The 24,184-nt window shown below is 66.6% G+C and carries 15 protein-coding genes and 2 rRNA genes (1 of these 17 only partly in view); 11 read left to right on the forward strand and 6 right to left on the reverse strand.

Features of this window, described 5'->3' with window-relative positions; all coding sequences use genetic code 11:
• Together ROV93_RS15420 and rrf are read left to right on the forward strand one after the other, a co-directional pair.
• A 23S ribosomal RNA gene (locus ROV93_RS15420) occupies positions 1–1,807 on the forward strand; it begins 1,071 nt to the left of the window's first position.
• A gap of 125 nt (positions 1,808–1,932) precedes the next feature.
• A 5S ribosomal RNA gene (gene rrf / locus ROV93_RS15425) occupies positions 1,933–2,047 on the forward strand.
• Positions 2,048–2,412: 365 nt separating this feature from the next.
• Here rrf and ROV93_RS15430 read toward each other — a convergent pair.
• The 3 genes from ROV93_RS15430 to hemH form a co-directional block, all read right to left on the reverse strand.
• On the reverse strand, positions 2,413–4,518 hold the full coding sequence (locus tag ROV93_RS15430) for a methyl-accepting chemotaxis protein (RefSeq protein WP_072168853.1): 2,106 nt from the start codon (positions 4,516–4,518) through the stop codon (positions 2,413–2,415).
• Between the two features lie 290 nt (positions 4,519–4,808).
• The gene (locus tag ROV93_RS15435) at positions 4,809–5,663 is read right to left on the reverse strand and encodes an alpha/beta hydrolase (protein WP_065177800.1); all 855 of its coding nucleotides are present in this window, start codon (positions 5,661–5,663) and stop codon (positions 4,809–4,811) included.
• Positions 5,660–6,622, reverse strand: coding sequence for a ferrochelatase (hemH, locus tag ROV93_RS15440; RefSeq protein ID WP_065177801.1), 963 nt, complete (start codon positions 6,620–6,622; stop codon positions 5,660–5,662). The genes ROV93_RS15435 and hemH overlap by 4 nt, the downstream gene beginning before the upstream one ends.
• A 165-nt stretch (positions 6,623–6,787) precedes the next feature.
• On the opposite strand from hemH, the gene ROV93_RS15445 reads away from it, so the two are divergent.
• The 4 genes from ROV93_RS15445 to tatC all read left to right on the forward strand — a co-directional run bounded on the left by ROV93_RS15445 (position 6,788) and on the right by tatC (position 9,207).
• The gene (locus ROV93_RS15445) at positions 6,788–7,681 is read left to right on the forward strand and encodes a YSC84-related protein (protein WP_061480672.1); all 894 of its coding nucleotides are present in this window, start codon (positions 6,788–6,790) and stop codon (positions 7,679–7,681) included.
• Between the two features lie 75 nt (positions 7,682–7,756).
• Positions 7,757–7,984, forward strand: coding sequence for a Sec-independent protein translocase subunit TatA (gene tatA, locus ROV93_RS15450; protein ID WP_005420453.1), 228 nt, complete (start codon positions 7,757–7,759; stop codon positions 7,982–7,984).
• A 15-nt stretch (positions 7,985–7,999) separates the two neighbouring features.
• Positions 8,000–8,461, forward strand: coding sequence for a Sec-independent protein translocase protein TatB (gene tatB, locus ROV93_RS15455; RefSeq protein ID WP_072168854.1), 462 nt, complete (start codon positions 8,000–8,002; stop codon positions 8,459–8,461).
• The gene (gene tatC, locus ROV93_RS15460; protein WP_005420449.1) at positions 8,458–9,207 is read left to right on the forward strand and encodes a twin-arginine translocase subunit TatC; all 750 of its coding nucleotides are present in this window, start codon (positions 8,458–8,460) and stop codon (positions 9,205–9,207) included. The genes tatB and tatC overlap by 4 nt, the downstream gene beginning before the upstream one ends.
• A 76-nt stretch (positions 9,208–9,283) precedes the next feature.
• Here the strand turns inward: tatC and ROV93_RS15465 are convergent, their stop codons facing one another.
• Genes ROV93_RS15465 through ROV93_RS15475 form a run of 3 tightly spaced genes read right to left on the reverse strand, consistent with a single transcriptional unit; the run spans position 9,284 to position 12,798 of the window.
• Positions 9,284–10,195, reverse strand: a complete 912-nt coding sequence (locus tag ROV93_RS15465) for a BPSS1780 family membrane protein (protein ID WP_072168855.1) — start codon at positions 10,193–10,195, stop codon at positions 9,284–9,286.
• A gap of 49 nt (positions 10,196–10,244) precedes the next feature.
• The gene (locus ROV93_RS15470; RefSeq protein ID WP_072168856.1) at positions 10,245–10,991 is read right to left on the reverse strand and encodes a glutamine amidotransferase; all 747 of its coding nucleotides are present in this window, start codon (positions 10,989–10,991) and stop codon (positions 10,245–10,247) included.
• A complete protein-coding gene (locus ROV93_RS15475; RefSeq protein ID WP_072168857.1) occupies positions 10,963–12,798 on the reverse strand; it encodes a GspE/PulE family protein in 1,836 nt (611 codons plus the stop codon). The genes ROV93_RS15470 and ROV93_RS15475 overlap by 29 nt, the downstream gene beginning before the upstream one ends.
• 83 nt (positions 12,799–12,881) lie before the next feature.
• Between ROV93_RS15475 and glyQ the strand changes: the two genes are divergently transcribed.
• The 5 genes from glyQ (at position 12,882) to ROV93_RS15500 (ending at position 24,165) form a co-directional block, all read left to right on the forward strand.
• A complete protein-coding gene (gene glyQ / locus ROV93_RS15480) occupies positions 12,882–13,793 on the forward strand; it encodes a glycine--tRNA ligase subunit alpha (protein ID WP_072168858.1) in 912 nt (303 codons plus the stop codon).
• Positions 13,794–13,866: 73 nt separating this feature from the next.
• The gene (gene glyS, locus ROV93_RS15485; protein WP_072168859.1) at positions 13,867–15,942 is read left to right on the forward strand and encodes a glycine--tRNA ligase subunit beta; all 2,076 of its coding nucleotides are present in this window, start codon (positions 13,867–13,869) and stop codon (positions 15,940–15,942) included.
• A gap of 245 nt (positions 15,943–16,187) precedes the next feature.
• Positions 16,188–17,984, forward strand: coding sequence for an autotransporter assembly complex family protein (locus ROV93_RS15490; RefSeq protein WP_032954656.1), 1,797 nt, complete (start codon positions 16,188–16,190; stop codon positions 17,982–17,984).
• Complete coding sequence (locus ROV93_RS15495) at positions 17,981–21,838, forward strand: translocation/assembly module TamB domain-containing protein (RefSeq protein ID WP_312540345.1); 3,858 nt, start codon at positions 17,981–17,983, stop codon at positions 21,836–21,838. The genes ROV93_RS15490 and ROV93_RS15495 overlap by 4 nt, the downstream gene beginning before the upstream one ends.
• A gap of 179 nt (positions 21,839–22,017) precedes the next feature.
• Positions 22,018–24,165: a S46 family peptidase gene (locus ROV93_RS15500; RefSeq protein ID WP_072168861.1), complete on the forward strand. Its 2,148-nt coding sequence runs from the start codon at positions 22,018–22,020 to the stop codon at positions 24,163–24,165.
• Positions 24,166–24,184 lie beyond the last annotated feature (19 nt).

Raw genomic sequence — 24,184 nt, forward strand, 5'->3', positions numbered from 1 at the left:
AAGCGTAATAGCTCACTGGTCGAGTCGGTCTGCGGGGAAGATTTAACGGGGCTAAGCACAGAACCGAAGCTTGGGGTGCATACTTCGTATGCGCGGTAGAGGAGCGTTCCGTAAGCCGTTGAAGGTGGATTGAGAAGTCTGCTGGAGGTATCGGAAGTGCGAATGCTGACATGAGTAACGATAATGCGGGTGAAAAACCCGCACGCCGAAAGCCCAAGGTTTCCTTGCGCAACGTTAATCGGCGCAGGGTGAGTCGGCCCCTAAGGCGAGGACGAAAGTCGTAGTCGATGGGAAGCAGGTTAATATTCCTGCACCTCGCGTAAGTGCGATGGAGGGACGGAGAAGGTTAGGTGTACCAGGCGTTGGTTGTCCTGGGGAAAGGCGGTAGGTTTGGATCTTTGGCAAATCCGGGATCCTCTAAGACCGAGCACCGAGACGAGCCTTTATGGCAAAGTCACTGATACCACGCTTCCAGGAAAAGCTCCTAAGCTTCAGCTTACGCAGACCGTACCGTAAACCGACACAGGTGGGTAGGATGAGAATTCTCAGGCGCTTGAGAGAACTCGGGTGAAGGAACTAGGCAACATGGCACCGTAACTTCGGGAGAAGGTGCACCCTTTTTGGTGGCTCGTGCGAGCTATAGCTGAAGAGGGTCGCAGTAACCAGGCCGCTGCGACTGTTTATCAAAAACACAGCACTCTGCAAACACGAAAGTGGACGTATAGGGTGTGACGCCTGCCCGGTGCTGGAAGGTTAATTGATGGGGTCAGCCGCAAGGCGAAGCTCTTGATCGAAGCCCCAGTAAACGGCGGCCGTAACTATAACGGTCCTAAGGTAGCGAAATTCCTTGTCGGGTAAGTTCCGACCTGCACGAATGGCGTAACGACAGCGGCGCTGTCTCCACCCGAGACTCAGTGAAATTGAAATCGCTGTGAAGATGCAGCGTTCCCGTGGCAAGACGGAAAGACCCCGTGAACCTTTACTATAGCTTTACACTGAACGTTGAGTTCGTCTGTGTAGGATAGGTGGGAGGCTATGAAACCATGGCGCTAGCTGTGGTGGAGCCATCCTTGAAATACCACCCTGTCGTGCTTGACGTTCTAACCTGGGCCCATTATCTGGGTCGGGGACCGTGTATGGTGGGTAGTTTGACTGGGGCGGTCTCCTCCTAAAGAGTAACGGAGGAGCTCGAAGGTACGCTCAGCGCGGTCGGACATCGCGCACTGTGTGCAAAGGCATAAGCGTGCTTGACTGCAAGATCGACGGATCAAGCAGGTAGGAAACTAGGACTTAGTGATCCGGTGGTTCTGTATGGAAGGGCCATCGCTCAACGGATAAAAGGTACTCCGGGGATAACAGGCTGATACCGCCCAAGAGTTCATATCGACGGCGGTGTTTGGCACCTCGATGTCGGCTCATCACATCCTGGGGCTGTAGTCGGTCCCAAGGGTATGGCTGTTCGCCATTTAAAGTGGTACGCGAGCTGGGTTCAGAACGTCGTGAGACAGTTCGGTCCCTATCTGCCATGGGCGTTGGAGATTTGAGAGGGGCTGCTCCTAGTACGAGAGGACCGGAGTGGACGAACCTCTGGTGTTCCGGTTGTCACGCCAGTGGCATTGCCGGGTAGCTATGTTCGGAAGCGATAACCGCTGAAAGCATCTAAGCGGGAAGCGCGCCTCAAGATGAGATCTCCCGGGGCACAAGCCCCCTGAAGGAACCATGTAGACTACGTGGTTGATAGGTCAGGTGTGTAAGTACAGCAATGTATTGAGCTAACTGATACTAATGATCCGTGCGGCTTGACCATATAACCTCAAGTTGCCTTGGCTTTACGACAGCGTCGTAAGAGCATCCAAGTGCACGCTATGTCACAAGAACTATGCGAGGCTGGCGCCTTGTCCGCAGGGACGAGTGCGACACTCCAAAAGCCTCCCTGGTGAAATTAGCGCTGTGGAACCACCCGATCCCATCCCGAACTCGGAAGTGAAACGCAGCTGCGCCGATGGTAGTGTGGCTCAAGCCATGCGAGAGTAGGTCATCGCCAGGGTTTATACCCAAAACCCCGCTGCTGACGCAGCGGGGTTTTTCTTTGTGCGCAGGAAACGTGGGTAGTGCCGACCGCTGGCCGGCAACCCGATGGCGTTACATCGCCCGGTGGATCCACGCCATGCGTGGATGCCGTCCACGAGGAAGCATTGCGCCAACCAAGGTTGGCCGCTACCAATCGATTGCCGGCCAGCGGCCGGCACTACCGGTAGATCCACGCCGTGTGTGGATGCGGCGCCAAACAGGGCTGGCCGCTCCTCACGGCAGATCCGGAAGCGGACTTTTCCTGACCCATCACGCAGAAGCAGGCAAAAAAACGGCGCCCTGCGGGCGCCGTCTTGACCAGGATCGCATTGCAGGCCCGGATCAGGCGGCCCGCGGGACCTCGTGCGGTTCCTGCTGGCGGAACACCGATACCGCCTCGGTAAGCGTCCCCGCCTGCGACTGCAGCTCGCGTGCGGCCGCGGTGGCTTCTTCCACCAGCGCCGCGTTCTGCTGCGTGGCCTGGTCCATCTGCACCACGGTCTGGTTGATCTGCTCGATGCCGGTCGACTGCTCCTGCGACGCTGCGGAAATTTCGCGCATCAGGTGGCTGACATCCTCCACGCCGCCGGCAATGCCCTGCATCCGCTTGCCGGCGTCGGCCACCAGCTGGGCACCTTCGCCCACCTGCCGGCCTGCCTCATCGATCAGCTTTTTGATTTCCTGTGCGGCGGCGGCGGAGCGCTGCGCCAACACGCGCACCTCGCTGGCCACCACGGCGAAGCCACGGCCCTGTTCACCAGCACGCGCGGCTTCCACCGCCGCATTGAGCGCGAGGATATTGGTCTGGAAGGCGATCCCGTCGATCACGCCGGTGATGTCGCCGATCCGCTTCGAGGCGCCTTCAATCGCCTGCATGGTGTCGACAACCCGCTGCATCGCGGTGTTGCCATCACTGGCGGCGCTCTGCGTGGACGCAGCCAGCTCACTGGCCTCGCGCGCATGCGCAGCATTCTGGCGCACGGTGGCGGTCAGCTCCTCCATCGAGGCAGCGGTTTCCTGCAGGTGCGCCGCCTGGCGCTCGCTGCGCTCGGACAGCGCACCATTGCCTGCAGCGATCTCGCTGGCGGCGGTACTGATCGAGGCTGCGCACTGCTGGATGCGCCCCACCATGCGCGCCAGCTGGCCGGCGGTGGCGTTGGCATCGCGCTGGATCGCGGCGAAGGCACCGTGGTACTCACCGCGCATGCGCCGATCAAGATCGCCGTTGGCCAGCGCCGAAAGCATCTGCCGTACTTCATCGACGGTGCTGCCCAGCGTATCGAGCAGCTGGTTGATGCCACCGGTCAGGCCATCGAGGAAGCTGGCGCCTTCGGTTGCCTGCAGGCGCTGGCCCAGATCGCCGGCAGCGGCAGCAGCGACGATGCCGGCCACGGCGTTCTCAAGCGCCAGCTCCTGGGTACGGTCATGCCATTCCACGGCGAAGCCGAGGCGCATGCCCTGTGCATCGAACACCGGGGTGACCACCTGGGCGAAGTGCACCGGGCCGATCTGTACCTTGCCGTTGTGGCTGGTCTGCAGGCCATTGAGGATGGCGCGGATGCGGTCCGGGTTGGCATGGAAGCGATGGATGCTGCTGCCGACCAGGCGTTCGGCATCGAAGTCAGGGAAGGCCTGGCGCAGTGTCGCCTGCTGGTTGCGCAGCAGAGCCACCACCGAGCGGTTCACATAGCGGATCACGTGATCGTTGTCGGCGATCATCATCGCAGTGCGCGAGGCATCCAGCGCCTGGCGGATCTGCGCATTCTCGGCATGCGCCGCCGCCTCGAGTCCACGCTGGGTCTGCACGTGGCGTGCAGTGTCGGCCAGGGCGTGGGCGAGTGAACCCGGTGCATAGGCGCTGGTGTCGGCATGTGCACCAAGATCGGCACCGGTGGCAATGTCGCGTGCCAGCGCGGCAAGCCGACGCGGGCCGTGGCCAAGGGCCTCGGTCTGCTGCCGAAGGCGCAGTGCGACCTGGCCGAGGAACAAGGTCAGGCCCGCGAACATGCTGGCCTGCAGCAGCGTTGGCCACAGCGCGGCACCGTCCTGCAACGGCGCCAGCAGCGCGAGCGTGCCGATGCCACCGGCCAGCCATACCGGCAGGCGATCACGATGGCTCAACAGCACGCCCAGCAGCAGTGCAATCGGCAACGCCGGTGACAGGCCCGTGATCGCGCACAGCCCTGCCAGCTGCAGCGACAACAACAGCGCCAGGCCATTGCGGGTGACGCAATGGCCGGCCTTGGGACCGGCCAGCCATATGGCAGGCAGCACAGCGGCCGCAACCAGCGAGGCGGTCAGGGCATGAGGCCCGCGCAGGGCCAGCACCAGGCCGGCCACCGCCAGTGCCGCACTGCCGATCAGCAATCGGCGGTCAGCGCGGTGGGCGAGCTGCTGCAGATGCGGCAGGCGGGCGGTATCGGGGGGACGAGTGGATGCAGCGGACATCGGCGACTCCTGGATCAGCAGACGGCTACGGCCACACGGTGGCGCACGCACGAGTGCGTGGCCAGGGCATGGACCGGGAATTCGGGGAATGCGACGCAATCAACGTCGCGCAGACGGGGCGCCGTGACCACATCCTGTGGGTGACGGAGCAATGGAGCGGGCATGCGGACTTCCTTGCAGGACCAGACACACGCCGCAGGCCCGACCGGGCCCACGTGCTGCGGACGCAGTGGCCCGCAACCGATGTATCGGCCGCAACTGCGCAGAATGAAGTGCGCGGACGCTGCGACTCAGCCGGCGTTGTCGTTGCCGAGGAAGCGCAGGATCACCCCGGCGATGCGTGCCGGGTCTTCCATATGCAGGTGGTGGTTGCCGGGAAACACGGCCAGCCGTCCATCACGCAGGTGCTGCAGGCGATCACTGCGCATCGGCTCGGGATAGTAGGACTGCGCCGGCGTGGCATAGATCACCTGCGTCGGGCAGGCGATGGCCTGCAGCAGGTTGTCGATCTGGCCTTCGCTGAGGCGGATCGCGGTGGGCAGCATCAGGCGCGGGTCGCTGCACCAGCGGTAGCCACCTTCGACCGGTTCCACGCCGCGCTCGACCAGCAGCCGTGCGCAGGGTTCGCTGAGCTGGTTGGTCATCATCCGCGCGCGGATCGGCGCTGCCAGATCGGGAAACACGCGCAGCTGCTTGCGTGCCAACGCCCGCGTGGCGTTCACATGCTCGCGCAGGCGATGCGCCGTTTCTTCCTCGGGACCGCGCAGGCCGCCGAGTGCTTCGATCGCCACCAGCCGATCAACACGGTCGCTGACCGAGGCGGTAAGGCTGGCAATGCCGGCACCCATTGAATGGCCGAGCAGGCTGAATCGGTCCCAGCCCAGCGCGTCGGCGACATCGAGTACGTGGCAGATCGCGGCGGCCGTGGTGTAGCTGGCACCCGCCGGCAGGTGTGCGCTGTGACCGTGGCCGGGCAGATCGATGGCAACCAGCTGCAACGCCGACAGGTGCGGCGCCAGCGGCACGAAGCTGGCGGCGTTGTCGAGCCAGCCATGCAGGGCCAGCACGCGTGGGCCGCCGCCGTGGTTGCGCAGGCCGGCGACGCGTGCGCCCCCGACCTGGAGTTCAAACGGTTGCAGGCTCATGCCAGCGAGGACACGGCCAGCCGTGCCAGGGCGCGTGCATGCTCCGGCTCGGCGTTGAGGCAGGGGATGTAGCGCATCGTCGCACCGCGCTCGGCCAGTGTTTCGGTGAAGCCCAGCGCAACCTCTTCCAGCGTCTCCAGGCAGTCGGTGGCAAATCCGGGGCAGACCACGTCGATCTGCTTCACGCCGGACTCGGCCAGCGCCCACAGGCTGGGCTCGGCATACGGCTGCAACCAGCGCTCGCGGCCGAAGCGCGACTGGTAACCCATCTGCCAGTCGTCCTTGCCCAGGCCCAGTGCATTGGCGATGGCCTGCGCACTGGCCTCGCAGCGCTGCGGATACGGGTCGCCCGCGTCGGCCAGGCGCTGCGGGATACCATGGAAGGAAAACATCAGTTTCTGACCGCGACCGTGCTGTTCCCAGTAGCGGCGGATCGATCCGGCTACGGCCTCGACCCAGCCGGGATCGACCGAGTAATCCCGCACCAGGCTCACGGTCACGCCCGGGTTGCGGCGCTGCCACGCATCGACCCGGTCTTCGACCGAGGCGGTGGTGGTGGTGGAGTACTGCGGGTACAGCGGCAGCACCACGATCCGGCGCGCGCCGTCGGCGGCCAGACGGTCGAGCTCGCCGGCCAGCGCCGGTTCGCCGTAACGCATCGCATGGCGCACCGTCAGGGTCGGCAGCAGGGCCTGCATGGCCTGCGCCAGCTGGCGCGTATGCACCATCAGCGGTGAGCCGTCGGGCAGCCAGACCTGGGCATACTTGGCCGCCGACCGGCCACTTCGCAGCGGCAGGATCAGCCCGCGCAGCAGCGGCTGCCAGAGCAGTGCCGGAATCGCGACCACGCGCGGGTCGGACAGGAATTCGGCCAGGTAACGGCGTACGGCGGGGGCCGTCGGCGTCTCGGGCGTGCCTAGGTTGACCGCCAGCACGGCGGTATCGGGTGCGTCGAGCATGGGCGATATTGTCGCCTATCCGGCGCCGCACCGGGATGCAGGGTTCGGATTGCAGGCATAGCGCGCATCAATGCGGGCAGGGAACGCTCATTGGGGATTCATGGCAACACCACTAATTTCAGTCACTTGCTATATCTTCCTATGGACTGACTTCTGGAGCCTGCCATGCGTCGCCCGATCCAAGCCCTGCTGATCGCCGCCAGCCTGCTGTCCAGCCAGGCCATGGCCGGACCGCAGGAAGACCAGCGCGCCCGCAACGCCGTGCGCGTGCTGGCTGAAATCCAGGAAATTCCTGAACAGGGCATTCCGGATAAATTGCTCGACGAAGGCCGCGCGGTCATCGTCATTCCCGACACGATCAAGGCCGGTCTAGTCATTGGCGGTCGCCGTGGCCACGGCCTGATGTCGGTGCGCATGCCCAATGGCGCATGGTCCAACCCGGTGTTCGTGAAGCTCACCGGTGGCAGCATCGGCTTCCAGGCCGGCGTGCAATCTTCGGATGTGGTGCTGGTGTTCCGCAACGACCGCAGCCTGGACAATCTGGTCAACGGCAAGTTCACGCTCGGCGCCGATGCCGGCGTTGCCGCCGGTCCGGTCGGCCGCAATGCCGCCGCCGCCACCGACGGCCAGCTGAAGGCCGAGATCTGGTCCTGGTCGCGTGCCCGTGGGCTGTTCGCGGGCGTCGCGCTGGATGGTGCGGTGCTGCAGATCGACGATGCCGCCAACCTTGACGCCTACGGCAGCAACACCACGCCGCGCATGATCTTCGAAGGTCGCGCCGCCGGTGCGCCGTCGATGGACGTGGTCGCCTTCCGTGATCGTCTGGAAGAGGCCACCTACGCCGCCCGCAACAACCGCAACGGCAACGGTGGCAGTGCACCGCGTCCGGCGGCGACCCCGGCGGTTGCGCCGGCGCCTGTTCAGGCCGCGCCGGCCGCCCCAACCGAAGCCACCACCGCGCCGCTGCAGAACGTGCCGCAGAACCCGCCGCCGCAGCAGCAGGGCTTCCAGCCGGTCAACGACGGCGAAATCCGCACGGAAACGCTGGGCGGAAACTGACTTTCGTCACGCGCGCCGGCTGACACCCGGTGCGCTATGCTCGACAGCCTGATCACTAACGTAACGAGCGTCTTTATGGGCAGTTTCAGCATCTGGCATTGGTTGGTCGTGCTGGCCATCGTCCTGCTGGTGTTCGGCACCAAGCGCCTGACCAGTGGCGCCAAGGACCTCGGCTCGGCGGTCAAGGAATTCAAGAAGGGCATGCGCGACGAAGACAAGCCGAACGCGCAGCTGGGCGATGAGTCGCGTAGCCAGGACGCCTCGCGCACCGCGCAGGACGAGCACGACCGTAACGCTCGCTGATCCGGAGCGGTTGCGGTGTTCGATATCGGCTTCAGCGAACTGCTGGTGATCGCGGTGGTCGCCCTGGTGGTGCTCGGTCCCGAGCGCCTGCCCAAGGCGGCCCGCTTCGCCGGCCTGTGGGTGCGCCGTGCCCGCAATCAGTGGGATTCGGTGAAACAGGAACTGGAGCGCGAACTGCAGGCCGAGGACATCAAGCGGCAGATGCAGGACGTGCGCCAAGGCATGCAGGACACCGAGAACCAGCTGCGCGCCAGCGGTGAAGCGATCCGTCGCGAAGCGCAACAGGCGCAGCAGCAGGGCGATACGCTGGCGCAGGAGGTTCGCGCACCGGCGCCTGCGGATCTGCCGCCGCATATGAGCGCTGCGCCCGATGCCGATGCGCCGGCACAGGAGAGCGTTGCTCCCGAGCCGACGCCGGCGACACCCCCTGAAGCCGGTGCGCCGCCGCCGCAGAGCAGCCCGGAGCGCCAGCCATGAGTGAACAGGATTTCGGCGAAAGCTCGCTGGTCGAACATCTGGTGGAGCTGCGCGGCCGCCTGGTGCGCGCATTGCTGGGCCTGGGCGTGGTGCTGCTGGCGCTGCTGCCATTTACCCAGAAGCTGTACAACGCGCTGGCCGAACCGCTGGTCTCGCAGCTGCCCAACGGGCAGACGATGATCGCGACCAATCCGGCCGGTGCCTTCTTCGCGCCATTGAAGCTGACCTTCTTCGTGGCCCTGTTCGTGGCGGTGCCGTGGCTGCTGTACCAGCTGTGGGCCTTCGTCGCCCCGGGGCTTTACGCGCGTGAGAAGCGCCTGGCGGTGCCGCTGCTGGTGTCTTCGGTACTGCTGTTCTACACCGGCTGTGCCTTCGCCTACTTCCTGGTGCTGCCGGCGGTGTTCCATTTCCTGACCACCTTCAGCCCGGACGTGATCGCGATCACCCCGGATGCGAATGCCTACCTGGATTTCGTGCTGGCGATCTTCTTCGCCTTCGGTGGCAGTTTCGAACTGCCGGTGGCGATGGTGATCCTGGTCCTGCTGGGCTGGGTGACGCCGCAGCAGTTCAAGGAAGGACGTGGTTACGCGATCGTCGGCATCTTCGTGCTGGCGGCGGTGCTGACCCCGCCGGACGTGGTTTCGCAGCTGATGCTGGCGATCCCGATGTGCCTGCTCTACGAGCTGGGCATCCACGCCGCACGCTGGCTGGTGCCATCGTCGGCGGTGAAGAAACCCGCCGCCTAAAAAAGGGGACGGAGGGGATTAAGTCGTTATCGGCACAGTGGCACAAACGACTTAATCCCCTCCGTCCCCTTTTTCGTCAGGCGTGGAAGATGTCGCTTGAGGCCGGGGTGGTCGGGACCGGCGGTGCTGCGCGGCTGCCACGGTGCACGAACATCTGCTTCCACGCGGCGTAGACCGCGCCGACATACAGCGGCATCAGCACCGTGGTCAGCACCAGCTGGGCGATGAAGGCGGCGGCCAGCGGGCCTCCGATCAGCATCGCGATCTGGATCACGATCACGAACAGGATGTAGATGCAGAACGCGGCGATCAGGCCGAGCACGGCGAACACGATCATCGCGCCGATGTTCTCGATGCAGCCCTGCAGGCTCAGGCGCAGCGCGTGCATGCCGCTCTGCTTGTCGAACACCACCAGCGCCGGCTGGGTGAACATCGCCAGCGAGAGCGCCACCGCGCTCAGGAACACCAGCAGCATCCACAGTGCGATGCGCTTGGCCGGCAGGTTGGCGACCAGCGCCGCGGCATCGTCCGGCTTGATCTGCTGGCCACTGCGGCTGATCTCTTCCATCTTGGTCATGACCTCGCTGAAGGCGGTGAAGCCTTCGCGGCCGATCATCATGAACAGCAACGCGCCCAGCAGCAGCACCGCCAGCACCTGGATCGCCAGCGGCACCAGCAGGTGGCTGACACGGTGGTCGCGGATCGGCTGCAGCAGGTGCGAGGACAGGCCCGGGCGGCCTTCGTCGATCTCACCCACGGCGTAGAGCATGCCGCCGAACATGATCGGCGAGATGGCCAGGGTCATCAGCTGCACGGCCATGCCGGCGGCGCCGGGAATCAGCGTCGACAACAGGGTGACCACCCAGCTCACCAGCAGCCAGGCCAGGCCGATCCTGGCCAGCTGCAGCGGCGCACGCCGATACAGCGAGAACGTATCCAGCAACCACTGGGCGCCCGCCGAGGCCGGCAGCTTGCGAATCTCTTTCATGGACATCCGGGAAGGACAGGAGGGGACGGGCGGTTGCCCGTGCCGCTGATTATCCCTGTTTTGCCGCCGGCTGGGCTGAAGACAGCCGCGCCTGTCGGACGAAGCGGCGCAGCAGCTGGCGGGCCAGCGGTGCGGCGCTGACTGCGCGCTCGATGCTGCGCGCACAGCCGCCGTGGCGGCCGATGCAGTCGGCGCGGGCGCGCACGTAGCCGCGCATGTGGTGGGTGGCGAATTCGGGGTGGAACTGCACGCCCCAGGCCTGGCGCCCCCAGCGGAACGCGTGGCAGCCATCCAGCGGCGAGCGTGCCAGCACCTCGGCACCGTCGGGCGCGCGCAGCACGGTCTGCAGGTGGGTGGCGTGGGCGGCAAAGTGCTGCGGCAGGCCCTGGAACAGCGGATCCTGTGCCGCCTGTGGCTGCAGCTCCAGCTCGATCGTGCCGGACTCGCGCCCGGCCGGGTTGTAGGCCACCTCACCGCCCAGCGCATGCGCCAGCAGCTGGTGGCCGTAGCAGATGCCGAACACCGGCAGGCCGGCGTGGACGGTCTGGCGCAGCCACGCCGCGCTGCGCTCGCTCCAGTCGGCGTGGTCAGTAACGAAGGCGGCCGAGCCGGTCACCAGTACGCCGGCAAAACCGTGCGGATCGGGCAGGGCGCCACCGTGTTCGACATCGACCACCACCGTCTCGTGCTCTTCCAGCCCGGCGGCGACGCGGATCCAGTGCGGAAAGCGCCCGTAGCGGCGCAGCGACGGTACCGGGCGGCCGGTTTCAAGGATCAGGAAGGGGGCTGGGTTCATCCGGGGGCGGCAGCACTGACAGGACTTCCTCGATTGTAGTCAGCCCCTGCGCCACCTTTTCAAGCCCGGCCTGGCGCAGGGTTCGCAGCCCTTCAGCGCGCGCGGCACGGGTGAAACCGGCCAGATCCATGTCGGCGCGGATCTGCCCGCGCAGCCGCGAGCCCAATGGCAGCAACTCATACAGGCCGATGCGGCCGAGGAATCCGGTGCGCCGGCACTCCAGGCAACCGACCGGACGACAGGGCGTGGCGGCATCTGGATATGCAGCCTGGCTATCAGCGAGCACCGCCCAGTCGGCAGCAGCAAGGGTGTGCGGCTGCTTGCAGTGCGGGCACAGGGTACGCACCAGGCGCTGGGCGAGGATGCCGTTGAGGGTGCTGGCCAGCAGGTAGTGCGGCACGCCCAGGTCGAGCAGGCGGGTGACCGCCGACGGTGCATCGTTGGTGTGCAGGGTGGACAGCACCAGATGGCCGGTCAGCGACGCCTGCACCGCCATCTGCGCGGTCTCCAGATCGCGGATCTCGCCGATCATGATGATGTCCGGGTCCTGCCGCAGCAGGGTGCGCACGCCGCTGGCGAAGTCCAGGTCGATGTTGGCCTGCACCTGCATCTGGTTGAACTCGGGGGCGATCATCTCGATCGGGTCCTCCACCGTGCACACGTTCACGTCCGGCGTGGCCAGCCGCTTCAGCGTGGAATACAGGGTGGTGGTCTTGCCCGAGCCGGTCGGGCCGGTGACCAGCACGATGCCGTGCGGGCGCTCGACCAGGGCATTCCAGCCAGCGGCCTCCTGCGGGCTGAAACCGAGCTGGTCGATGCTCTTGAAGGCGGCATCGGGGTCGAAGATGCGCATCACGCACTTCTCGCCGAACGCGGTGGGCATGGTCGACAGGCGCATCTCGACCTCGCGGCCACCCGGCGAGCGGGTCTTGATGCGGCCGTCCTGCGGGCGCCGGCGCTCGGCCAGGTCCATTCGGCCGAGTACCTTGATGCGGCTGACCACCGCGGTCATCACCGCCGGCGGCACCTCAAACACCTTGTGCAGCACGCCGTCGATGCGGAAGCGCATGCGTCCCATCTCGCGGCGCGGTTCCAGGTGGATGTCCGAGGCGCGCTGCTCATAGGCGTACTGCAGCAGCCAGTCGACGATGTGCACGATGTGCTGGTCGTCGGCATTGACGTCGCCGGTGCGGCCCAGCTCGACCAGCTGCTCGAAGCTGGGCAAGGTGGTGTTGGCCTCGCCGCGGACGTCGCCGCGCGCGCCACGCACCGAACGGGTCACCCCGTAGAACTCCATGGTGTAGCGGTGCAGGTCGAGCGGATTGACCACCGCCAGCTCGATGCGGCGGCGGGTCAGGTGCTGCAGGTCGCGGCGCCATTCCTGCACCAGCGGCTCGCTGGTGGCCACCAGTACCCGTTCGGCATCCACTGCCAGCGGCAGGAAGCGGTGGCGACGGGCATAGGCGTGGGAGACCAGCGCGGTGACCGCAGCGACGTCGACCCGGGTCGGATCGATGCGCAGGTAGCGGCTGCCGGTGCGTTGGGCCAGCCATTCGGTCAGGCGTTCCAGGGTCAGTTCGCCGCCGTCGCGGGTGGCCAGCTTGAGGTTGGACAGCAGCACCAGCGGGTGCACTTCACTGGCATTGCGCGCGCCCTGTGCGGAAAACCGCATGCGCTCGCCCTCGTGCTCGGCAACCAGGCCGTCGGCCAGCAGCGCCGCACCGACCTGCTCGAAATGCAGGCGGCCCCACGGCAGCGGGACGCCGCCTGGCTCGCCGGGCGTGCCCACCGGCAGCCGATGTTCCATCTGCCTGCTCCTCCCGGGTACGGAATGCCCCGCAGGTCGGCCGTTATACTAGCGCACCCCCTTGCCGGCCAAGACTCGTACGCATGTCCGCGACCCCGACCGTTCCGATCACCTTCCAGGGCCTGATCCAGACCCTGAACCAGTTCTGGGCCCAGCAGGGCTGCGTGCTCATCCAGCCGCTCGACCTGGAGGTGGGCGCCGGTACCTTCCACCCGGCCACCTTCCTGCGGGCGATCGGTCCGGAAAGCTGGAACGCGGCCTACGTGCAGCCGTCGCGGCGCCCGACCGACGGCCGCTACGGCGAGAACCCGAACCGCCTGCAGCGCTACTACCAGTACCAGGTGGCGATGAAGCCGGCGCCGGACAACATCCAGCAGCTGTACCTGGATTCGCTGAAGGCACTGGGCATCGATCCGCTGGTGCACGACCTGCGCTTCGTCGAGGACAACTGGGAATCGCCGACGCTGGGCGCGTGGGGCCTGGGCTGGGAAGTCTGGCTCAACGGCATGGAAGTGACCCAGTTCACCTACTTCCAGCAGGCCGGTGGCCTGGAGTGCCGCCCGGTACTGGGCGAGATCACCTACGGTCTCGAGCGCCTGTGCATGTACCTTCAGAACTGCGACAACGTCTATGACCTGGTCTGGACCTACGGCCCGGACGGCCAGCCGGTGACCTACGGCGACGTCTACCACCAGAACGAGGTGGAGCAGAGCACCTACAACTTCGAATACGCCGCCGTGGACGAAATGTTCCACCGCTTCGATGCCTGCGAGCGTGAAGCGCAGAAGCTGGTGGAAGTGGGCCTGCCGCTGCCGGCCTACGAGCAGGTGATGAAGGCCAGCCACACCTTCAACCTGCTCGATGCGCGCCGCGCGATCAGCGTGACCGAGCGCCAGCGCTACATCCTGCGCGTGCGCGCGCTGGCCCAGGCGGTGGCCAAGGCGTATTACGAGCAGCGCGAGAAGCTGGGCTTCCCGGGCGCGAAGAAGGCCTGAAGGCCGCGCTCTCCCCCTTACTCCGGGGCGCCGGACGCGTTGCGCGCTGCGCCCCCACCACAGGATCGAACCGATGAGCCAATTGTCCCCCCTGCTGATCGAACTGGGCACCGAGGAGCTGCCGGTCAAGGCGCTGCCGGGCCTGGCCCAGGCGTTCTTCGACGGTGTTGTCGAAGGCCTGCGCAAGCGTGGCGTCGCGCTGGAGCTGGGCGATGCCCGCCCGCTGTCGACCCCGCGCCGGCTGGCCGTGCTGCTGCCGGGCGTCGGCCTGGAACAGCCGGAACAGCACAGCGAAGTGCTGGGCCCGTACCTGAACATCGCGCTGGACGCCGAAGGCCAGCCGACCAAGGCCCTGCAGGGCTTCGCCGCCAAGGCCGGGATCGACTGGACTGCGCTGGAGAAGACCACTGACAACAAGGGTGAGCGCTTCGTGCACCGCGCGGTGACCCCGGGCGCGAGCACCGCCAGCCTGTTGCCGGACATCCTGCGCGAGGCGATCGCGGCGATGCCGATTCCCAAGCCGATGCGCTGGGGCGACCACGCCTGGGGCTTCGCCCGCCCGGCGCATTGGCTGGTGCTGCTGCACGGCGCCAACGTGGTGGAGGCCGAACTGTTCGGCCTGCAGGCCGGCCGCGCCAGCCGTGGCCATCGTTTCCACCACGACCAGGCCGTGTCGCTGGCGCAGCCGCAGGACTACGTTGAAGCGCTGCGCGCCGCGTTCGTGCTGGTCGACCCGAGCGAGCGCCGCGCGCGCATCGTCACCGAGGTCGAGGCCGCTGCGGCCAAGGCCGGTGGCAGCGCCCGCATCACCGAAGACAACCTGGAGCAGGTGGTGAACCTGGTCGAATGGCCGTCGGCGGTGCTGTGCAGCTTCGAACGCGCGTTCCTGGCGGTGCCGCAGGAAGCGCTGATCGAGACGATGGAGATCAACCAGAAGTTCTTCCCGGTGCTGGATGCCGCCGGCACGCTGACCGAGAAGTTCATCGGCATTGCCAACATCGAATCGAAGGACGTGGCCGAAGTGGCCAAGGGCTACGAGCGGGTGATCCGCCCGCGCTTCGCCGATGCCAAGTTCTTCTTCGACGAGGACCTGAAGCAGGGCCTGGTGTCGATGGGCGACGGCCTGAAGACGGTGACCTACCAGGCCAAGCTGGGCAGCGTGGCCGACAAGGTGGCGCGCGTGGCCGCACTGGCCGAAGTGATCGCAGCCCAGGTCGGTGCCGATCCGGCGCAGGCCAAGCGGGCTGCCGAGCTGGCCAAGAACGACCTGCAGTCGCGCATGGTCAACGAATTCCCGGAATTGCAGGGCATCGCCGGCCGCCACTACGCCGTGGCCGGTGGCGAATCGGCCGACGTGGCGCTGGCCATCGACGAGGCCTACCAGCCACGCTTCGGTGGTGACGACATCGCGCTGTCGCCGCTGGGCAAGGTGCTGGCCATCGCCGAACGCGTGGATACGCTGGCCGGTGGTTTCGCTGCAGGCCTGAAGCCGACCGGCAACAAGGATCCGTTCGCGCTGCGCCGCAATGCGCTGGGCCTGGCCCGCACGATCATCGAAAGCGGCTTCGAACTGGACCTGCGCGCGCTGATGGCCAGCGCCAATGCCGGCCTGGCCGCGCGCAACGTGCAGGCCGATATCGGCGAGCTGTACGACTTCATCCTCGACCGCCTGAAGGGCTACTACGGCGACAAGGGCGTGCCGGCCACGCACTTCAACGCGGTGGCCGAGTTGAAGCCGGCCTCGCTGTACGACTTCGATCGCCGCCTGGATGCGATCGGCACCTTCGCCGCGTTGCCGGAGGCAGAGGCGCTGGCCGCGGCCAACAAGCGCATCCGCAACATCCTGCGCAAGGCCGAGGGCGAGATTCCGGCGCAGATCGACGCGGCACTGCTGCAGGAAGATGCCGAGCGCGCGCTGGCCGAAGCGGTGACCGCCGCCATCGATGACACCGGCGCCAGCCTGCACCAGAAGGATTATGTGGCGGTGCTGGCACGCCTGGCGCGCCTGCGTCCGCAGGTCGACGCGTTCTTCGATGGCGTGATGGTCAACGCGGAAGATCCGGCACTGCGTGGCAACCGCCTGGCGCTGCTGACGATGCTGGGCGAGCGCCTGGGCAAGGTGGCGGCGATCGAGCATCTGTCGAGCTGACGCCCGTATCGGTAGTGCCGGCCGCTGGCCGGCATTGCCCCCGATCTGTGGGGTGCCGGCCAGCGGCCGGCACTGCCGGAGCATCGCCGGCGGATGTCTATCGGGGTCATTGCCGACATCGTGGACGATGCCGGCATTCTGATTGGTCGATTGCGACAATCGACGCCTTGCGGTGTATTTTGACCGCCACTTAACAACCGATCCCCAATGACGTGATGCATTTCGCATCGTCACCTCCGGTCGGTATGCTGTGCCGCATGCAGCCAAAGAAATACGCCCTGCCGCTGATGGTCCTGTCGCTGGCCGCCACTTCCGTGGTCCATGCGCGCGGCACCATCGACAAGGTGGACATCAAGGGATTGGACAAGGGCGACGACGCCGCAATCATCGAGAACATCCAGGAATCGCTGTCGCTGTACGACACGATCGGCAAGGAGCAGGGCGAATCGCGCCTGGAGTATCTGCTGTCGCAGGCCGAGCGGCAGACCCGCCAGGCGCTGGAACCATTCGGGTACTACAACCCGGTGATCAAGGTCGAGGCGCCGCGCGAGGATGAGCACGTGCGCGTGCTGATCCATGTCGACAAGGGCGCCCCGGTGACCGTGCGCCGCGAGCACATCGACATCACCGGCCCGGCGATGTACGACCAGTACCTGCAGGACGACCTGGCCGCCTTCAAGCCGCGCAAGGGCCAGCGCTTCGAGCACACCCAGTACGAAGCCAGCAAGATCACCATCACCCGGCGCCTGGCCGAGCGTGGCTACTTCGATGCCGACTACACCCAGCGCCAGGTGCAGATCACCCGCGCCGACAACGCCGCCGACATCGACCTGACCTGGGACAGCGGCCGCCGCTACAACATGGGCCCGGTGCGCTTCGAGCAGGATTACTTCGTCGACAAGCTGTTCGATCCACTGGTGTACTGGGACCAGGGCAGCTACTACCACGAGGGCAAGCTGGACCGGCTGCGCGAGTCGCTGACCAAGCTGGACTACTTCAGCGTGATCGACATCCAGCCGCGCCCGGACCAGGCCGATGAAAACGGCGAAGTGCCGGTGGACGTGAAGCTGACCCGGGCCAAGCGCACCATCTACACCGCAGGCCTGAGCTACGGCAGCGAGAGCGGCCCGGGTGTGCGCGGTGGCATCGAGCGGCGGTTCCTGAACAACCGCGGCCACAAGATGAACACGCAGCTGGACTATGCGCAGAAGCGCAAGAGCCTGGTCACCAGTTACCGCATTCCGGCCTTCAACTGGCTTGATGGCTGGTACACCTTCGCCGCCAGCGCGTACGACGAGCAGACCGACTACATCGACCTGCGCAACTTCAAGCTGATCGCCAGCCGCAGCGGCGAGATCAACGAGCACTGGACCGCGATCGCCTCGATCAACGCGCTGCGCGAGCGCTGGCGCTATGCCTCCGGCACCGAATTCACCGACGCCGTCTACAACACCTCGACGCTGGTGTACCCGCAGATGGTTGCCGACTACGTCAACGTCGACGACGAGATGTTCCCGCGCAAGGGCATCAGCGGCGCGGCGACGGTGCGTGCCGGCGTGGAAGGCGCCGGCTCGGATACCAGCTTCGTGCAGGCCAATGCCGTGTTGCGCTGGTACATCCCGGTGGGTGAAAGCAATCGCCTGATCCTGCGCGGCGAGGGCGGCACCACCTGGACCAGCGATCTGGTGGCGATGCCGCCGAGCCTGCGCTATTTCGCCGGTGGTGACCGCAGCATCCGCGGCTACGCCTACCGTGAGGTCGGCCCGCGTACGCCGAAGCCGGACAAGTACGCGCTGGGTGCCAAGAACCTGGTGATCGGCTCGGCCGAGTACGAGCACTACTTCAACGGTGGCCCCTGGGGTGCGGCGGTGTTCGTCGATACCGGCAGTGCCTTCGACAACACCATCGACCTGCATACCGGCGTCGGCTTCGGCGTGCGCTGGAAATCGCCGGTGGGCCCGGTGCGCATCGACGTGGCGCACGGCCTGAACAACCCGGATTCGCAGTTCCAGCTGTACCTGAACATCGGAGCGGACCTGTGAGCACGCCCGCACCGACCCCGAACACCCCGCCGCCACGCGTGCGTTTCTATCGCCGTCGCCGCTTCTGGGCATGGTCCGGCGCCGGCGTGATCGGCCTGGTGCTGCTGGCCCTGCTGGCGGTGTACTGGCTGCTGCAGACCGTGGCCGGACGTGACGTACTGCTGGCCCAGGTGGTGGCGCGGCTGCCGGTGGGTGCCAGCTTCACCTGGGACAAGGTGGAGGGTCCGGTGGCCGGACCGCTGACCCTGTACAACGTCGACTTCCGCTATGACGACATCCATTTCCACGCCGAGCGTGCGCACCTGGAGCCAGACCTGCGCCCGCTGCTGGGCCGCAAGCTGCTGCTGGACAAGCTGGAGCTGACCAACGCGACGTTGAACCTGGCCAAGAGCGATGAGCCGTTCAAGCTGCCGTCCTGGCCCGATTCCCTGCCGCAGATCGAGATGCCGCTGGCGATCCAGGCCGATGCCATCGCCATCGATGGCTTCCGCATCAGCCAGGCCAACGAACCGGTGATCGACATCAGCCGCGTGCGCGGCGGCATCGAGATCGCCAACGGCGAGTTCCAGGCGCACAAGCTGGTGGTCGACAGTGACATGGGCAACTTCACTGCCCAAGGCCATTACATCCCGGCCAAGGACTACGACACCGACGTGACGGTGACGGCGGTGTTGCCGGCACCGCGTGGGCGCACGGCCGCTACCGTTGGCCTGGTCGCCCGCGGTGACCTGTCGCACATGGAAGTGGCGGTGGCCGGGCGTGCACCGAAGCCGCTGCACGCGATGCTGGTGTTCGATGGCCGCACCGACCCGACGTGGAATGCCAGCGTGCGCAGCGACGAGCTGGATCTGGCGCTGCTGTCGCCGGCATTGGCGAGCTCGGCGATCACGCCGTTGTCGCTGGATTTCACTGCTGCTGGCAAGGGCGGCAATGCCACCCTGCGTGGCAAGGTGAAGCAGGGCGAGCAGGAACTGGAACTGGCACCGTCCGTGGTGTCATTGCAGGACCAGGTGCTGAAGGTTTCGCCGCTGCTGCTGAAGGGTCTCGGTGGCGAAGCCCGCCTGGAGGGTACCGCCGATTTCAGCCAGGAAGACCAGCAGAAGCTCAACTTCTCGGTGGTCGCGCGTGACCTGACCTATGTACCGGCGCCTGATCCGAACACCGCCGGCAGCGCGCCGGTGCCGGTCACTCTGAAGGAAGCACGCTTCGGCCTGGCCGGTACCCTGAAGGCCTGGGCGGCGATCGGCCGCGCCGAGGTCGAACGCGAAAAGCAGAAGGCGCAGCTGCACTTCGATGTGCGTGGCAACGACCAGGCCGCGTCGATCCACCAGCTGCAGGCGCAGACGCCGGGTGGGCAGCTGCAGGTGGAAGGCCAGGTGGCGTGGGCGCCGCAGCTGGACTGGGACGCCAAGGCCACGCTGAAGGACTTCGACCCCGGCTATTTCGTGCCGGGCTGGAACGGCCGCCTGTCCGGCAACCTGGCCTCCAAGGGCCGCCAGCTGCCGCCGCCGGCCAATGCCGCACCGGGCACCTCGGGTACGCTGGAAGCCACGGTGGACCTGCCCTCGCTGAAGGGCATGCTGCGCCAGCGCAATCTCGACGCACAGGGCAAGTTCGCGCTGCAGGGCGCGCAGGGCCAAGGTGACCTGAAACTGGCGTTGGGCAGCAGCCGGGTGACCGCGTCGGGCAAGGTCGGCGACCGCCTCGACATCGATGCGCGTTTCGAGCCATTGCAGTTGAGCGACCTGCTGCCGGGCGCAGACGGTGGCCTGCGTGGCCAGGTACAGGTGAAGGGCCCGCGCGATGCGCCGGACATCACTGCCGACCTGGTCGGCAACAACCTCGACTGGGACGGCTACGGCGCCGAGAGCGTGAGCATCAAGGGCCGCCTGCCGTGGCGCGGCGACAGCGGCACGCTGGCCGTGCAGGGCCAGCAGGTCAACGCGGGCATGTTGCTGGAGCGGCTGAACATCGACGCACAGGGCAGTGTGTCCAACCTGCGCCTGGCCGCGCAGACCCGCAACGAGATGGGTGCGGTCGAGCTGCAGGGCAGCGTGCGCCAGCAGGGCACGCAGTGGCGTGGCGAGCTGGCGTCGCTGCGCATCGCACCGGTGAAGGGCGATGCCTGGGCGCTGCGTGCACCGGCGGCGTTCGCGATCAACGGCAGCACCTACACGCTGTCCGAAGCCTGCCTGGCCGCGGCCAGCAGCGGCGCGCTGTGCGCACAGGCCAACTGGCCGCGCGAAGGCCTGGTGGTGCGCAGCGACGCGCTGCCACTGGCGCTGGTGCAGCCGTGGTTGCCGTCGCAGTCCGGCCGCCGCATCTACCTTCGCGGCGATGTCAGCCTGGACGCGCAGATCCGCCCGCGCGGCAACGCCTGGGAAGGCCATGTGGAAGTGCGCTCGAAGGAAGGCGGCGTGCGCCTGGGCGAGAACCGCAACACCGTGGGCGATACCACCCGCGGCGAGCTGGTGCGCTATGACCAGTTCTCGCTGAAGCTCGACATGACCCCGGCCAGCATCAAGGGCTACCTGGGCATGGGCTTCCAGGGCAATGGCTTCGTCGACGCCAAGATGCAGACCGGCTGGGAAGCCAGTGCGCCGCTGAATGGTGAGCTCTACCTCAACATGTCGCGGCTGTACTGGCTGGAGCTGTTCTCGCCGGACATCGTGCGACCGACCGGCCTGATCGAAGGCCACGTCAGCCTGCGCGGGACGCGAGGCCAGCCGTCGCTGGGCGGTGACGCACAGCTGAGCAACTTCAAGGGCGAATTCCCGGCGCTGGGCCTGACCTTCGACCAGGGCAAGGGCAGCTTCGTGGCCCAGCCCGATGGTTCGGCCAAGATCACCGCGCAGGCCAACTCGGGCCAGGGCACGCTGTACGTGGACGGTGGCCTGTCGTGGTTCGGCGATGCGCAGCCGCTGCAGCTGAAGATCCATGGCGAGAACGTGCTGCTGTCCAACACCAGCGAACTGCGCATCGTCGCCAACCCAAACCTCGACTTCACCCTGGCCAAGGCGGCGATGGAGCTGCGCGGCACCGTGCACGTGCCCGAGGCCGACATCGACCTGGAACGCCTGGACCGCGGCACCTCGGTGTCCGAAGACGTGGTGGTGCTCGACCCGGCCGATCCGGAAGAGTCGCGCACCTCGCCGCTGGACATGGACCTGACCGTCAGCCTGGGCGACAAGGTCAAGATGACCGGCTTCGGCCTGAAGGGCGCGCTGACCGGCAAGATGCAGGTCTGGGCCAAGCCCGGCCGCGAAATGACCGCCAATGGCGGCCTGGAAGTGAGCGGCCGCTACAAGGCGTATGGTCAGGACCTGACCATCACCCGCGGCAACCTCAACTGGAACTACAACGCGGTGTCCGACCCACGCATCAACATCCGCGCCGAGCGCCGCATCGGTGATGTCACCGCCGGCATCGACGTGACCGGGCGTGCCCAGCAACCGCGTGCCGACGTGTGGTCCGATCCGGCGATGTCGCAGTCCGAGGCACTGGCCTATCTGGTGCTGGGACGCAGCCTGACCGGCGCCAGCAGCGACCAGGCGCAGCAGGTCAACGCGGCCTCGGCGGCGCTCTCGGCTGGCAGTGGCCTGCTCGCCTCGCAGCTGGGTGCCAAGCTGGGCCTGGATGATGCAGGCGTGAGTCAGTCGCGCGCGCTGGGTGGTTCGGTGATCGGCGTCGGCAAGTACATCTCGCCCAAGCTTTACGTGGGTTACGGCGTGTCGCTGGTGGGCGCCGGTTCGGTGATCACGCTGAAGTACCTGCTGCGCCGCGGGTTTGATGTGGAAGTGGAATCGAGCACGGTGGAAAACCGTGGTTCGATCAACTGGCGGCGGGAGAAGTAACCCGCCGTGGCATCCCTGTAGAGCCGAGCCATGCTCGGCTTCTGCGCGCAGCGCGGGTTGAAGGAAGAGCAGCCGAGCATGGGCTCGGCTCTCCCCGTCAGGTCCCCAACCATTGGCCGTTGCCCCATCCGGCCCCAGCGGCTATGGTCCCGGGCTGTTCTGTCGTACCGGATTGCCTCATGTCGCCACGCAAAGCCCTTCCCACCGCCCTGGCCCTGGGCCTGACCCTTGCCGCTGGTGCCCACGCCGATGAAGGCATGTGGATGCCGACCCAGCTGCCGGACCTGGCCAAGCCGCTGCAGGCCGCTGGCTTCAAGGGCAATCCGGCCGACCTGGCCAACGTCACCGCGCCGCCGCTGAGCGCGGTGGTGCGCGCGGGCGGCGGCACCGGCTCGTTCGTGTCCAGCGACGGCCTGCTGCTGACCAATCACCACGTGGCGATGGGCGTGATCCAGTACAACAGCTCCCCAGAGCACGACCTGATCAACGGTGGCTTCATCGCCAGGGACCGTGCCGATGAGCGCCCGGCCAACCCGGACTTCCGCGTGCTGGTCACCGTCGGCTTCGACAAGGTGACCGACCAGGTGCTGGCGCAGGCCCGCGGCAAGACCGGCCGTGCCTACTTCGATGCCGTCGATGCGGCCAGCAAGCAGATCGTGGCCGAGTGCGAGAAGGATGGCAGCGTGCGCTGCTCGGTGGCCAACATGTACTACGGCACCGACTTCTACCGCATCGCCCAGCTGGAACTGAGCGACGTGCGCCTGGTGTACGCGCCGCCGCGTGCGATCGGCAACTATGGCGATGAGATCGACAATTTCATGTGGCCGCGCCACACCGGCGACTTCACCCTGCTGCGCGCCTATGTGGGCAAGGACGGCAAGCCGGCCGCCTACAGCAAGGACAACGTGCCCTACCAGGCGCCGGCACACCTGCAGATGTCGGTGGAGGGCCCGAAGGAGGGCGACTACGCGATGCTGGCCGGTTATCCGGGCATCACCTACCGCCACCGTACCGCGGCAGAATTCGCCGGCCAGATCGACACCGTGCTGCCGCGCCGCGTTTCGGTGTTCCAGCAGATGATCGACACCATCGAGGCGGCAACCGCCAAGGACGCGCAGGCACGTACCCGTTACGCTTCGCAGCTGCAGTCGCTGAAGAACAACCGCAAGCGCGCCGCCGGTGAGCTGGAAGGCCTGCTGCGCAGCGATGCCAAGGCCCAGCGTGCCGCCGACGAGACCGCGATGCTGGCCGCCACCGACCGCAGGTACCAGGGCGACATCAAGGCGCTGCTGGCCAACCTGTCACAGGGCGCGGCGGTGGGCGAGCGTGACCTGCTGCTGGACCAGATGGCCGCACAGAGCCAGTTGCTGCGCTCGGCGCTGCTGCTGGAGCGCCTGCGCATCGAATCGGCCAAACCGGACGCGCAGCGCGAGAGCGGTTACCAGCAGCGCGACCAGGCGATGATCGAAGGCGTGCTCAAGCAGGTCCAGCGCCGCTACGCACCGGAGGTCGAGAAGGCCCTGCTGACCACCCTGCTGACCCGTTACCAGCAGCTGCCGGACGCGCAGCGCGTGGCCGAGTTCGACGCCGCCTTCGGCCGTACCCCGCAGCAGCTGGCCAAGGCACTGGACACCCTGTACGCCGGCACCCAGCTGGGTGACGAGGCGCAGCGCCTGTCGCGCTTCGCGGCCGCGCGCGAAGGCAAGGCCCTGGCCGCCGATCCGTTGATCGCTGTGGCCGGCCCGCTGGTGGCCGCGCAGCTGCGCATCGAGAACGAAAGCAAGACCCGCGAGGGCGAGCAGCTGCGCCTGCGCCCGGCCTACATGCAGGCGCTGTTCGCCTGGCGTGCCAAGCAGGGCCGCGCCGTGTACCCGGATGCCAACCGCACCCTGCGCATCAGCTACGGCAAGCTCGAGGCACTGCACCCGCGCGATGGCGTGACCTACTCGCCGGTGACCACCGTGGCCGGCATCGTCGAGAAGAACACCAGCGCCTATCCGTTCGACGCACCCAAGCCGCTGCTGGCCGCGATCGCCAAGGGTGACTTCGGCAGCACCGCCGATCCGGCACTGAACACCCAGACGGTCAACTTCCTGACCAACCTGGACACCACCGGCGGCAACTCCGGCTCGCCGGTGCTCAATGCCAAGGGCGAACTGATCGGCCTGAACTTCGACAGCAACTGGGAGTCGGTCAGCGCCAGCTGGTGGTTCGACCCGCGCTACAAGCGCGCCGTGCACGTGGACATGCGCTACCTGCGCTGGCTGCTGGCCAAGGTCTACCCGGCGCCGGAACTGCTGAAGGAAATGGGCGTGCCGGCCCAGTAAGAAGCCGGCCACGACCCAC

This window comes from Stenotrophomonas maltophilia group sp. msm4 (genome assembly GCF_032025605.1).
GTDB classification, from domain to species: Bacteria; Pseudomonadota; Gammaproteobacteria; order Xanthomonadales; family Xanthomonadaceae; genus Stenotrophomonas; species Stenotrophomonas sepilia.